Annotated in this window: 11 protein-coding genes; 4 read left to right on the top strand and 7 right to left on the bottom strand. The window is 39.5% G+C overall.

Annotation, left to right across the window (positions count from 1 at the left end):
* Nucleotides 1-79: 79 nt before the first annotated feature.
* Nucleotides 80-346 carry a hypothetical protein gene (locus tag V7K85_RS18040; RefSeq protein WP_334815133.1) on the bottom strand — a complete coding sequence of 89 codons (267 nt, stop codon included), beginning with the start codon at nt 344-346 and terminating at the stop codon, nt 80-82.
* Nucleotides 343-1,779 carry a DNA polymerase III subunit gamma/tau gene (gene dnaX, locus V7K85_RS18045; RefSeq protein WP_334815135.1) on the bottom strand — a complete coding sequence of 479 codons (1,437 nt, stop codon included), beginning with the start codon at nt 1,777-1,779 and terminating at the stop codon, nt 343-345. The genes V7K85_RS18040 and dnaX overlap by 4 nt, the downstream gene beginning before the upstream one ends.
* A 632-nt stretch (nt 1,780-2,411) precedes the next feature.
* On the opposite strand from dnaX, the gene V7K85_RS18050 reads away from it, so the two are divergent.
* On the top strand, nt 2,412-3,020 hold the full coding sequence (locus V7K85_RS18050) for an alpha/beta fold hydrolase (RefSeq protein ID WP_334815137.1): 609 nt from the start codon (nt 2,412-2,414) through the stop codon (nt 3,018-3,020).
* Here V7K85_RS18050 and V7K85_RS18055 read toward each other — a convergent pair.
* The gene (locus V7K85_RS18055) at nt 2,943-3,302 is read right to left on the bottom strand and encodes a hypothetical protein (protein WP_334815139.1); all 360 of its coding nucleotides are present in this window, start codon (nt 3,300-3,302) and stop codon (nt 2,943-2,945) included. The two genes, V7K85_RS18050 and V7K85_RS18055, sit on opposite strands and share 78 nt — an antisense overlap.
* Nucleotides 3,303-4,078: 776 nt before the next feature.
* A complete protein-coding gene (locus V7K85_RS18060; RefSeq protein WP_334815140.1) occupies nt 4,079-4,225 on the bottom strand; it encodes a hypothetical protein in 147 nt (48 codons plus the stop codon).
* Between the two features lie 940 nt (nt 4,226-5,165).
* On the opposite strand from V7K85_RS18060, the gene V7K85_RS18065 reads away from it, so the two are divergent.
* Both V7K85_RS18065 and V7K85_RS18070 read left to right on the top strand, forming a co-directional pair.
* Nucleotides 5,166-6,569 (top strand): LCP family protein, encoded by a 1,404-nt coding sequence (locus tag V7K85_RS18065; protein WP_442940596.1) that lies wholly within the window; start codon nt 5,166-5,168, stop codon nt 6,567-6,569.
* Between the two features lie 268 nt (nt 6,570-6,837).
* On the top strand, nt 6,838-7,734 hold the full coding sequence (locus V7K85_RS18070) for an undecaprenyl-diphosphate phosphatase (protein WP_334815141.1): 897 nt from the start codon (nt 6,838-6,840) through the stop codon (nt 7,732-7,734).
* A gap of 144 nt (nt 7,735-7,878) precedes the next feature.
* Here the strand turns inward: V7K85_RS18070 and V7K85_RS18075 are convergent, their stop codons facing one another.
* Entirely contained in the window at nt 7,879-8,787 is a 909-nt protein-coding gene (locus tag V7K85_RS18075) for a polysaccharide deacetylase family protein (protein WP_442940597.1), read from the bottom strand.
* A gap of 642 nt (nt 8,788-9,429) precedes the next feature.
* Here V7K85_RS18075 and V7K85_RS18080 point away from each other — a divergent pair.
* Nucleotides 9,430-10,488, top strand: coding sequence for a serine hydrolase (locus V7K85_RS18080; protein WP_334815143.1), 1,059 nt, complete (start codon nt 9,430-9,432; stop codon nt 10,486-10,488).
* A 7-nt stretch (nt 10,489-10,495) separates the two neighbouring features.
* On the opposite strand, the gene V7K85_RS18085 is transcribed toward V7K85_RS18080, so the two are convergent.
* Both V7K85_RS18085 and V7K85_RS18090 read right to left on the bottom strand, forming a co-directional pair.
* Nucleotides 10,496-11,644, bottom strand: coding sequence for a SpoIID/LytB domain-containing protein (locus V7K85_RS18085; protein WP_334815145.1), 1,149 nt, complete (start codon nt 11,642-11,644; stop codon nt 10,496-10,498).
* Nucleotides 11,645-11,731: 87 nt separating this feature from the next.
* Nucleotides 11,732-12,550: an alpha/beta hydrolase family esterase gene (locus V7K85_RS18090; protein WP_334815147.1), complete on the bottom strand. Its 819-nt coding sequence runs from the start codon at nt 12,548-12,550 to the stop codon at nt 11,732-11,734.
* Nucleotides 12,551-12,878 lie beyond the last annotated feature (328 nt).

Consider the following 12,878-nt stretch of genomic DNA (forward strand, 5'->3'; position numbering starts at 1 on the left):
AGCTGTTTAATATCAAAGATTGTTCATACTTTTGCTAAGTCTCTGATTCACTCAGCCCTGCTGGGTCTTTTTGCATGGCTTAGTCTAAACTCCAGACTTGAACAAGCTGCTGCAAAGTTGACAACTCAGTATCACCCCACTGCTTGAGGTGGCAATTTTCCACAATCACCAGTTTTTTACCACCTGTCAGGGAACGAGTACGAGCTACGCTGATGGCTCGGTCAAGATGATCGGCTGGAAATCGGTGATAGCAAAGTGTGAGCCATTGGGCATCAATCTCTGCTTTGTATTGGTTTAGCTGTTCCTGGATGGCGTGTTGGTCGTCACCTGTCAACAAGACAATCATGCTTTTACCCTCCCGTTACTGCTCTTATTGGCAGTTTTAATTAATACAGTCATTGGTTGTTGACTTTGGGTAGCTCGTTGCAGCATTTTAGCGATCGCTTCTTTACTACTCTCAAACTTATTCAAGTAAGCTGGTGTAACCTCTAAAATTGCCTTGTCACCTTGCAATTTAACGAGATTTGCATGAGCCAACAGCTTTTGATTGCTAGGTTTAGCTGTATCCATCACAGAAAGCCAAATTTGAGCTAGGTTAGCGTTATTGGCTGTAACTGACGGTAGCAACTTGCCGTCATCCCCTTTGTCATTTACAGGTTTAACAGTTAGCGTCTTGGTTGCACTGACAGGTAATAAACTGGGTATCAGGTTCAGTAAGCAAACTTCTAGCCACACAGCAGCATTTACTGTGTACCGCAGATAGTTTTCTGCTTTTTGTAACTCTGCTAGAGACAAATTCAGCGTCTCGAAATTCCAGTGATTTGCTAAAACCTTGAGTTGAGCATAGCTAACACAACCAGTTAGCAGGGATTGCTCTTTGGGGGCAGACTTGATAATCAGTAAATCTCGGTATGTTTGCAGTAGGTTTGAGAGAATCAATTTGGGCGTTTTACCAGAGTCCACTAGAAGTCTTGCTACTTGCAGCAAGTTAAAGGTGTTATTGGTGGATATTGCCTGTAAAATTGACATTAATTCTGTTTCTGTCACACCACCAGCGATTTCCATGACATGATTGGCAGTGATATATTCATCTAAAAGACTCACCTGACCCAGTAATTGCAGTGCATCCCGCAATCCACCATCGCTGAGTCGTGCGATCGCTGTTAGTGCCTCATCATCAATAGAGATAGATTCTGCATCTGCTACAATACGGAGATGCTGCACAATAGTCTGAACAGACAAAGTACGGAAATTAAACACTTGGCAACGGCTGACAATGGTAGGTAACACCTTGTGGAGTTCTGTTGTACAGAGAACGAAAACAACATGAGGTGGCGGTTCTTCGATACACTTAAGTAAAGCATTGAAGGCGTTACCGGTTAGACAATGGCACTCATCGAGAATAAAAATTCGGTAACGTCCTGCAACAGGTGCTAAAGTACAGCGTTCAATTAAAGCACGGGCATCATCTACACCATTATTAGAAGCAGCATCAATTTCACTGACATCTAGGCTATTGCTGGTTTCAATTGAACGACAGGATTGACAAATACCACAAGGTTGGTCAGTTGGTTTTTTAGTGTTGAGACAATTGAGCGATTTAGCAAATATTCGAGCAGTTGATGTTTTACCTGTGCCTCTAGAACCTGTAAACAAATAAGCTGGTGCAATTTGCAGGTATTTGACAGCATTAGTCAGAGCAGTTTTGATGTAGGGCTGTCCAACTAATTCGGCTATTGTCTGGGGTCGATATTTTTGATGTAGGGCGACTGTAGACATAGGATTCAATAACCTTAAGTTGTCGCCCTTACCCCTGTTAAGGGGGTATAATTTTGACTCAAAAATAGGCTGATTTTCTCAACCGTTCCCAGCAGGATTGACCGATACCAGAAGTTGAGTACGTCTAATTCTTTAAATGTCGAAATAGGTGAAGAAATTTATAGAATTTACAACCGAGTTATGTCATTTTATAATTTATATCCTTGACTCATAAAATGCTAACTCTTCTGTCTTATGCTTGCCTGCTTAAGCAGGGTAAGCGCATCTAATTATGTAACTATTGATACAGATAAAATGCTTAAAACTCTATCTGAATATCAATTTTTCATTCAAAATAGGACGAATTGTCGTAAATGATTGAAAAAACATGGGTCAAATAGCTTTTTATGTTTTTGAACCACATAAAAACGAAAATATCAATCCCACCCCAAGGCTCACGAGAGTGATTTTGAACTTATTTATGCTTTAGGTGAACCCCAAAACTACCGTGTCAATTGGGTTTGAGATGTGCTTACCCTGGTTGCGTAAGTCCTGAGTAGTTCTCGCTAAAATCTAACTTGCAGTTGAAATTGTCAATGTCGAACTTACAATAAAAGGGCTATTGCAGGCTTTTGGTGTCGGAGGGGGAACGCATGAAACATATTGCCGCTGGTGTTTTGAACGTCGCCTATAGGGAGGTCGGACCGACGGATGGTACGACCGTCATCCTGCTGCATGGCTTCCCGTACGATGTGCATACTTACGACGCCGTATCAGTACGGCTTAGTGCGGCTGGAATGCGCTGCATCGTCCCTTATCTTCGTGGATACGGTTCCACGACCTTCAGAGCAGCAAAAACGCCTCGTTCCGGGCAGCAGGCGGCATTGGGCGCTGACCTCCTTGCTCTGATGGACGCCTTAGCAATTCCAAGCGCCGTGCTCGCCGGCTTTGATTGGGGCGGCAGGGCTGCCTGCATCGTGGCTGCGCTCTGGCCAGAGCGGGCGAAGGGCGTGGTGAGCTGCGGTGCAGGCTACAACATTCAGAACATTTCCCAGGCGGGCAACCCAGTCGCGCCTGAGAAAGAGTATCGCAACTGGTATCAATATTATTTCCATTTAGAACGAGGACGCGCCGGTCTCACGCTCAATCGGCGCGAGTTGTGCCGTCTGCTCTGGCGACTCTGGTCACCGACATGGAGCTTCGATGACGCGACATTTGCTCGGACTGCTGCAAGCTTTGAAAATCCCGATATCAGTGGCTAATGTCTGAATTTCACCACCACTAAAATGTCGGGAAATCTTTTCAGTCTTGTAATCAAGCTGTGGAACCCTATTCAGAATTGAATACTTAATATAAGTACCTTCGCCCTGAAGTTCAAACTCATTTGGCCGTTGTACAACAATTGCTTGTGCTGGCTTTGTGGATTTGGGAATTAAAAAAGATACCAGTGATGTGGCGGTTAAACCAGTTACAAAGGTGAGAGCAGTTTTGAGAATTTGACGGCGGGGAAAACTCCCAATGATATCTTCTAAGTTAGGTTTCATAATTCAGAAATACCGAAGCTAATAAATCTTATCTTTTCAATCATCTTAATAAATTCCCTGTTTGTGGTCACAAAATATTAAGCCTTGGTTTAACACTGACCCCGGATCAACTTCAGGTCTACTACAGTGTAGAAAGATACATTGCAAAGCCCTCTCAAAACATACAATAGCGATCGCATCTCTACCAACAGGTGAATTCAAACTTGATATACAAAAAATCACGTTGCTCTCGTGGGGAGGTGGGTTGTTGTCGGGGAGTAGCAGGAGGATTGTTTGTGAGCGCTCTGATGAGGAATGCATACTCAGACAAGTTGCAATTGGTGAGAGCAATAGAACGGCATCGAAGTAGCGAAGTCGAGGTAAGGGCGCAGCCGAAGTATTGCCTTGAGTGACTTACGCAACTCAACCTAATAGTTATGAACTAGCTGTATACCTTCTTCAAAAATACTGTAAATATGCTACTGCCCTCCTACGAGCAAGTCATGATGGCTTGCTGATGTTGATTTAGTCAATGTGGGTGTATAAATATTGTCACTTGGTATTCAAGAGCAAGGCTATAGTGTACTAACAACTTAGGTTATTAATCTAACGTTACTGATTTGATTAGCTACTTTGAACTGCTTATTTGGGCATTATAATCATATAGTGATTATGATGCTCAAATAAATGTTGCAACCGATTATTCGTGAACTGGATTGAGTTGTGTTCTATCGCCCAATACAGTTCGGCTCAACTCTCTCGAAGAGAGTTAGGGATTAATTACAGATTACTCGTGGTCAATTAATATCTGATAATTTTGGTGTTGTGGGCTGTTGTGAGGAGTTAATGAATTCAGTTCTAACTGGTTTTCCTATTGTCTTAGGAGGTTGTGGTCTATTTCCTGTGGGTTTTGGATCTGCTTGTGGGCTATCATTCTCACTCATATTGATTTATCTCCTTTGTAGCTTTAATTATTTGGTCATTTTCAAGATTTTTTGTTTGGAGTTGGTAAATCTTGAAGTTCAGTGAATGCAGTCAGTTTATATGATGACAATTATGACTTCAAGCGATGTCATCTCAATTCCGTAATTCTGTTGAAAATTTTGCGCCTACTAAGAGAAGCTACGGTATATACCTTGTGGGGGGACATTCAAAAGCCTGGCTTTTCGTAGGAGTAGCCAAAGCAGAGAATTGTTTCACGGCACAGGTACAGGTACACACTTGTAGGACATGGAATGCTGAGGAAGCAAGCCTATTAACCAGGCTTGGCGATAACCCAACTCACATAAGCAGTAAAAGACAATTTCTAATTGTTTCATATTAACTTGACGCACTTATGACAAACTTATAACAAAAGTATGACCAGAGACGGATTCGTTTTCCTATTGTCAAAAAAACCTTTAACAAGCCTAAGAAAGTATCTAAAAATACTGCCTAACACTTTTTTTCTGACTTAGTTCTCTAATTTTTTGACATCCACTCAATGGAATCCACTGTCGAGCTATTTTCGCTTGCTTTAGTCCAAACTCCAGTTGTATGAATCTGATTTTTTATCAAAGCTTACTGGGATTAGCAGATGTATCATTTTTTCTGAGTTCGTTTCAATTAGTAATAACGCTTGTAGCCAATGGTGATAAATACTTTTAGTTTTATAATTTTAGCAAATTAAGTATTTTCTATTAAACGTCATCTAAGTGCCATATATTAGTCACAAAAATGCCATTGGTATAAGTTATTTTATAGATATTTTATTAAAAGTGTTGGTTAGTATTACTCCAAAGTCAGATAAGATTTTGGCTAAGAGATGATTTGAGAGTCAGCTATTGTAGATTAGCTTGTTTGTTTTAAATCCGAATGACAAGCACAAATTGTCTAGTGTGAGGAGTGAGTGTTAAAAGAATGCCAACAGGAGAAAACCATTCAGTGAAAGGCTTCAAAGGGGGTAACAAAAATACTAAAAAACTTACACTTGGACGTTGGCTGTGGTTTGGGGTAGGGATGAGTGCCATAGCACTCATATCAGCGATCGCACTCATCCTGTTAGCAGTTTCTTTCACCAGTAAACCTTTGCAGAAAACTCAGCTAAATCAACAACAGCAAGCAGTGTTTGATGGAGAGGGGATCACTGGGAGTGGACTACAATTTTCTGGATTAAGTCGCCCTGTGAACATTTTAGTTTTAGGGATGAGTGTGCTGCCACCAGACATTAAAAACCCGCCCCCTGAAAGCCTACATCTAAGATATCAGCCCGAACTAAATTCCTTTGATGGTCTATCTGATGTCATGCTTCTACTGCGATTTGAGCCAGAAAAGAAAAAATTAGTTATGCTTTCCATTCCTAGAGATACGCGCATAGAGGTGTCTGGGCATGGCATGACCAAAATTAATGCTACCAATGTTTATGGTGGGCCGGCTTTGACCAGTACAGCAGTCAGTAATCTCTTGGGTGGAGTGGGAATTGATCGGTACATCAGAATTAACGTTTTGGGAGTTAGCAAGTTAGTCGATGCCTTGGGTGGTGTGACAGTCTATGTACCAAAGAAGATGAAATACCGAGATGATTCTCAGCATCTATACATCAATTTGAAAGCAGGCAAGCAACATCTCAACGGAGACCAAGCGCTGCAACTTTTGCGCTTTCGCCATGACGAATTAGGAGATATTGGTCGCATTCAACGGCAGCAAATGGTCATTAGTGCCTTAACCGATCAAACGCTCAACCCAGCCACACTCACTCAACTGCCTAAAATTCTTGACATAGTTAAAGAACATATTGATTCCAACTTAACGGTAGAAGAGTTAGTGGCGCTGTTAGGTTTTATGGTGAAAACTACTCGTTCTAATATGCAGATGTTAATGGTGCCTGGTCGTTTTAGCGAAAAAAAGGAGTATGATGCTAGTTACTGGATACCAGACAGCAGGCGCATTCCTGCCATGATGGCTGAGTATTTTGATTTGGACTCAGCAGCAAAACCACAAGTAGCCCATCATCGAGCTAGTTTACGAGTTGCAATTCAAGACAGCACTGGCAGCAATCATGCTAACTTGCGTCCACTAATCAAAATCTTGCAAGAAGCTGGCTATAGTAATATTTATGTTACTAAAAGCTGGGGTGAGCCTTTAGAAGTAACTCGGATTATTGCCCAACAGGGAGATAGTGACAGCGCTCAATCAATTCGCGACACTTTAGAATTAGGGGAAGTCCGAGTGGAAAGCACTGGCAATCTCTACTCCGATATCAGCATCCAGATCGGTAAAGATTGGTTGCAACTAAGAAAAAGTATCTAATAGCGTTTAAGAATTTGGATTTGAGATTTGGAATTAGAAATCGCCTACTTGTCAAATCTACATTAATTGTGAACGCTAATTTTTAGATTAGTCATACTTTCGTCAGAGTTTTGTCATAGTAACATCAATGTAATGTATTTAATTTCAAAAAAATGTATCGGAGCAGAATATCTGTTTTAACAGCAATTAGTAACAGTTTTTTGAGATGTAATTCTTTATATAGTTACTACTTTCTATCTTCAAGAGTACAATATCCATTGATAAAGCTATGATGTTTGATTTATTTTTATCGACTGTCTCTTGTGCAAGTGATGTCGATTTAGGTTTTCTAAAATTGAGTTGGTTAAAAATAGTTTTTTTAGGAATTGTACAAGGGATTACTGAATTATTACCCATTAGTAGCACAGCACATTTACGAATTATTCCGGGATTACTAGGATGGCAAGATCCGGGAAGTGCTTTTAGTGCAGCGATGCAGTTAGCGAGTATCGCGGCTGTAATTAGTTATTTTTGGCAAGACTTGAAAAAATTAACAGGTGCAACGGTAAGAGCGATTTCTGAACAAGATTACAGCAACCAATATTTTCGTTTAGCAATTGGATTATTAATCGGTACAATTCCTATTGCTGTTGCAGGTCTTTTACTAAAAAAAAGTCTCAATGTTTGTAATTCTCCTTTCCGCACTCTGATAGTGGTGGGAATTTCATCAATTGTGATGTCTTTGTTGCTAGGAATTGCAGAGAGATTTGGAAAACGCGATCGCGTTTTTAGTCAACTATCACTAAGTGACGGGATTTTGGTAGGAATTTGTCAAGCATTAGCTTTAATTCCAGGAGTTTCTCGTTCTGGTTCTACCTTAACCGCTGGATTATTCTTAGGAATGGAACGAGAAACTGCTGCTAGATTCTCATTTTTACTGGGCTTGCCAGCCGTGTTTCTAGCAGGAGCGTTAGAACTCCATACGCTTTTCAAAGCTGGACTTGATATCAATGGTTGGATAACTTTAATTATTGGTTTAACTACAGCTAGTATTTCTGCTTTTGCTGCGATTTATAGTTTACTTCATTATTTAGAAAAATACAGTACTTGGGTATTTGTTTGGTATCGTTTGGCGATGGGAATATTTCTGGTAGTTAGTGTCGTTACTGGCTTTTTACCCAATTGAGTTTTTAAGTATTCATGAGTGCTGAGTGACTAAGAGAGGGAAACGGGAGGATTGAAGTAAGGACACTCAGTTGGAATAGTGTACTCTGTACCGAATGGTACTCTTGTAAAAGCTGGGCATTTTCTTACGAGTAGAAGTTAAGTATTACTTTCTAGTTTCAATCAACCTTTGTTTTTTATCTTCGATTTCTAAGAGTTCAGGGATGGTTACAAAGCGATAGCCCTGCTTGCGAAAGCTGGCAATAATTTGTGGTAAAGCTTCTACAGTCTTAGAACGATTACCACCACCATCATGCATTAAGACAATTCCACCAGGTTTTGCCTCTCTGAATACATTAGCGATTAATTTGGGAACAGCAGGACGGGAATAGTCTACAGAGTCAGATGACCACAAAATAATAGCGTATTTACTATTTCTAGCGTAGTTAACTACCCCATTATGCATAAATCCTCCAGGTGGTCGAAATAAATTTGTTTTTAAGCCTGTAGTTTGAAAAATCAGATCAGAAGTGTGGTCAATTTCATAAGCGGCGGCTTGTGGATTCAAGAATTGATACCAATGATGCCAAGTGTGGTTGCCAATGACATGACCTTCAGCAATCTCCTGCTTGAGTAAGTTGGGATAATTTTTCACATTCTGCCCAACTACAAAAAACGTCCCTTTGATCTGATTTTTTTTCAGGATATCTAAGATTTCTGCTGTACTTTCAGGCCAAGGGCCATCATCAAAGGTGAGAGCAATTATTTTCTGAGGCGGAGAGAGTTTTGCCGCCTCAATTATCGCACCTTGGAAACTTGATGGAATAGAATCAGAAAAACCCTTTACTTGCGCTTCTTGCTGCCAACTTTTCAACATCACTGTCTTAAATTCCTCAACTCGCTGTTGAGTGAGTACATTTGCTGCTATATTATTTAGATTTAGAGTCTGTTTTGATTGAACTTGAAGAAGATTTATTTTATTCAATCTGATTAAAATCAGACTCAAACTACCGCAGAAGATAAGCAGCCAAACTAATTTTCCTGAAGTCCAAAGACTCGGTTTATTATTGATCACGTGAAGTTCCCTTAATGGTTAAGTAATCAGTCATCCTGCTGATCGGAAGTAAGATTTTTTATATGCTTACCTTCAGAGGAAGTATAATGATGTATTTATGTATTGCCAAGAGTGTGATTACGTACTAATCGATTTAGTTGCTTAAAATTTATTTTGTTGAAGACTCCGTTGAAAAACTCTGTTTTGCTCAGTCTCCTATTCGTGTCAGCTGAACTGTTCATATGGCGTTGCTGAATCATGGGATGATTTCGCCCAATTTGGAACGAATTATCAATGGTTTCAACCCCCGATTCATCCCGCATTTATGCAAAGCCGTTCATATTCAGAAAGCCTGTACTTGATAGAACAGGTTTGACTGGGCTTCAATGCAATTATGTAAGCAAAACACACTTTCGTCATAATTTTGTAATATTTTCCTCAATTAAGTATGTAATAATTTTTTCATAATCAATCCAGATTAACTGTCAATTACTAATCTCCCAAATAAACAACATAGTAATTTTATTTGAGTAATTAATAGAGGATGTATTGATATTGACACTGAAAACAAATTTAACTATGATTTTAGCAGATTATACGTATTTTGCATAAGATATGACTAAAAAGCTATCGAAGAAATAAATTTATCTGGGAAATAACTCCATGAAATTATGTAGTTTTTTACTAACTATTATTAGTACTTTCTTTTTAACATCGCCCAGTTTAGCAGCTAGCATAAAATCTCAAAGATTTGATTATAATCGGAGTCATTTAGAGTCAACAACGGATTGGAAGTATTTATTGGCTAGCTTTCCAAGTGGAGTAACTATACAAAAAAGTTTGATTCCTCAACTCAATCAACCAGAGATTTTCCCGAATGTAAATGAGCCTTCTTTATTTGGTGGAATTATCCCATTAGGCAAAGAAATACCAGAATTAAAGTCTCAAGTGAGAGCATTAATGGTTCATTACAGTTTTCTCAAACCGGGAATGTTTTTCTTAGATATAGAAACAGGTAATTATTTGAATATTAATGGCGAAAAGGTATTTCCGACAGCTAGTACTATTAAATATCCGATTTTAATTGCTTTATTTGAACAAGTAGACGCTGGGAGAATCAAACTTGATGAAAAGCTAGTCATGCGACGTGACTTAGTAGCGAGTGGTTCCGGTGACTTGCAGTATAAACGGTCAGGAATAAAGCTGAGTGTAATGGAAACTGTTAACAAAATGATTACGATCAGCGATAATACTGCTAGTAACATGATTATCGACCGTCTAGGCGGAAAAGCAAAACTTAATGAGCGTTTCCACACTTGGGGACTAAAAAATACAGTAATTCGCAATATGTTAGGAGACTTTAGAGGCACTAATACTACTAGTCCAGCAGATTTAGTCAGGTTGTCAGCCTTAGTTGACCAACATAAGTTGATTTCAGAGGGTAGTCAGTTCCAAGTTTTAGATATATTGCGTCATTGCCATAATAACAAGTTGCTGGCAGCTGGTGTGGGTAAAGGTGGAACTATTGCTCATAAAACTGGAGATATTGGATTTTTAGTTGGGGATGCAGGAATTATTAGTTTGCCAAATGGTAAGCATTACTTGGCAGGAATTTTTGTGATTAGACCCCATGACGATGAGCGAGGAAGGGAATTTGTACGCCAAGTTTCACGGATAGTTTATCAGTATCTAGATCAACCAAAATTATCCCAGAAGTATTAATTTCATGTTACTTTGCTTGGATTGTGCTTAAAGCTACGCCTTGATAATAATGCCCTAAAATTTGCAAATAGTTTACTCCTGTTTTAGCTAAATTGTATGCGCCCCATTGACTCATGCCTAAACCATGACCGTAGCCAAGTCCTTGAAGTACAAAACTACCATTTGCGGCTTTGCTAAGGTTGAAGTGGGTACTTTTTATCTTTAGGGCTGTACGCACTTCTTCACCAACCAGTATCTTCGTAGCTTTGTCACCAACGATTTTTAAAACTTTAACACTACCAAAAGGTGAGTAGGTTTGTGCAATCATATCTAAAACATTGCCAACACCAGAAATCCTGGCGCTAATTTCTTTAGGGGAGAAAGTTTTTACCCATTTGCACTCGCTAACATTTTGATCGTAATCTTCAACAGCACGCAGGTAAGGCTCGTGACTTCCCCAAACATCTTCGACATTTTCAGTATGTCCTCCAGAGCAATCATGAAAAACTGAGAGAATAACACTGTCTTTATAAGTTAGTACCTGTTTATCAGTAGCATCAACGGCGGCATAAGTACTACTACTTTCATTGATTACTCCTTTATAATTCTGCCAATGATCTGGACTATCACCTAAATCGTAAACAGGATTATTGCGCTGTTTTTCCCGCTCATAGAGAGCAAAAGTCCGGGCAGCAACAGCTTGCGCTTTCAAAGCTTCTTGGGGCCACTCAGTATCCATTTCGCCACCAACAACACTGTAGAGATATTCTTCGTCATCAACCCAGTTAACAGCGGTTAGCCCTTTATCTGTTGGGACAACGAGAGTTCTGCCTCGATACCAGTGTTCGCCAATGTAAACGAATCCCTTACCTGTCGGTTCAATCCAAAATAAACCAGACTGCCACTTATCTAAAGCCACACCGCCTGGAACTGAAGAGGCATAAAATGAACTCATTGCTGGTAATTTTCCGAGAGTCTGACCAGTACTATCTTTAACCAACGCAGTCGTAGAACTGCCAACTGTTACCTGATTAACTCCTCTCTCAATTGCGATTCGCAAGATTACAGATGCAATGCTAGGGGTAGCTAAAGTCATCCATAATAAGGTACTTATCCACCATAAATGACCTACTTTCATCTGTGCAAACAAAGCGTTTAGTAAGAATTGGCATTTCATATGTAGCATTTTATTGATAGTGTTTAATTTCTATACAATGTTATCGCTAATACCATGCTGTGAGTATAGTGTCAGCTATTTGGGAGATTATCTTTTAGTTTTTCTAGTGGTTGATGCTTTCAAACTACTCAAACTGTGGCGTTGAAAAAAGCTCCAAATTGCTCTACTGGCATTAAAACCAAGCTGAATATTGACCTGATTTAATTTCGGATCAATTGAAGCGCCACCAGGCCAGAAATGCCCACCATTGACTACAGCGAACTGCAAGACTTCTGAGGCGTTTTTACAACCCGAGTAACGAAAAGCTTTGACTTGCAAGTGATTACGAGATTTAGTTGGAGTTAAGTGTTGAAATTGAGATGATGAAGTGCATTGGTCATGCCTTTTCCAAAAATTTATGGTTTCTGGGATAGAAACAAGAGCCTCTTTTTGAGTAATGGGATCGCCATGATAATGTACACTGAAATCGTTCGTACCATTAATCATCATCATTGATATCGAAACCGTTGGATGGCAGCTACGGGCAAATCGAGCAGTTAGAGAGCCAGCTACTGATGCGAAAGCAGCAATTTTATTAGGAAGTCTACAGGCCAAAGCTTGAGTAAGTATCCCACCTTGAGAAAAACCAGTGGCATAGATTTTACGTCGGTTGATATTTCTAATTTGCTCTATATGCCCAATCAAAGCTGCGACAAATGAAATATCATCCACTTTTTGTCTGACATGACCTGTAAAGCTCCATTGATGCTCAAGTCCATTTGGATAAACTGCAATAAACCCGAATACCTCTGCTAAATTATTGAAGCGAGAAATTTTAGCAATAGAATTGCCACTGCCATTATCTCCATGAAACACTAAAACTAATGACATCGCATGTTTATGATTGTAAGATTTTGGCGTATACATATAGTAGGTACGTAACTTTCCTTGGTTTGTTAGTGTTCCATAATTCTCACCTCGGAAGATTTTTTCTCTGGGTATACTTTTTGCTTCTACTTGAAGGAAATTAGAGGTAACAGCTAGAGTAGTTGAGAGGAAGCCAAGGAAAATATACTTAAAAATTCAGTTTTTTTATATATTTATCTAAGTAACTAAAAAAATTTATAAATATCTAACGAAAACTTAAGTAGAAAGATAGGAGTAGTGCGATTCGTTGATTAGTAAATCGCGGTATTCAGCCCGTAAATAACTAATCCAGCCCGACAGCAGATTACTGTCACTAAAGGCTGAACTC

The organism is Nostoc sp. (assembly GCF_036917615.1).
GTDB lineage: Bacteria > Cyanobacteriota > Cyanobacteriia > Cyanobacteriales > Nostocaceae > Nostoc.

Bases quoted from the DNA above. Each gene is read 5' to 3' on its own strand.
- V7K85_RS18080 (WP_334815143.1), top strand. From the start codon at position 9,430: ATGAAATTATGTAGTTTTTTACTAACTATTATTAGTACTTTCTTTTTA.
- V7K85_RS18050 (WP_334815137.1), top strand. From the start codon at position 2,412: ATGAAACATATTGCCGCTGGTGTTTTGAACGTCGCCTATAGGGAGGTC.
- V7K85_RS18090 (WP_334815147.1), bottom strand. From the start codon at position 12,550: ATGTATACGCCAAAATCTTACAATCATAAACATGCGATGTCATTAGTT.
- dnaX (WP_334815135.1), bottom strand. From the start codon at position 1,779: ATGTCTACAGTCGCCCTACATCAAAAATATCGACCCCAGACAATAGCC.
- V7K85_RS18060 (WP_334815140.1), bottom strand. From the start codon at position 4,225: ATGAGTGAGAATGATAGCCCACAAGCAGATCCAAAACCCACAGGAAAT.
- V7K85_RS18055 (WP_334815139.1), bottom strand. From the start codon at position 3,302: ATGAAACCTAACTTAGAAGATATCATTGGGAGTTTTCCCCGCCGTCAA.
- V7K85_RS18085 (WP_334815145.1), bottom strand. From the start codon at position 11,644: ATGAAATGCCAATTCTTACTAAACGCTTTGTTTGCACAGATGAAAGTA.
- V7K85_RS18040 (WP_334815133.1), bottom strand. From the start codon at position 346: ATGATTGTCTTGTTGACAGGTGACGACCAACACGCCATCCAGGAACAG.
- V7K85_RS18070 (WP_334815141.1), top strand. From the start codon at position 6,838: ATGATGTTTGATTTATTTTTATCGACTGTCTCTTGTGCAAGTGATGTC.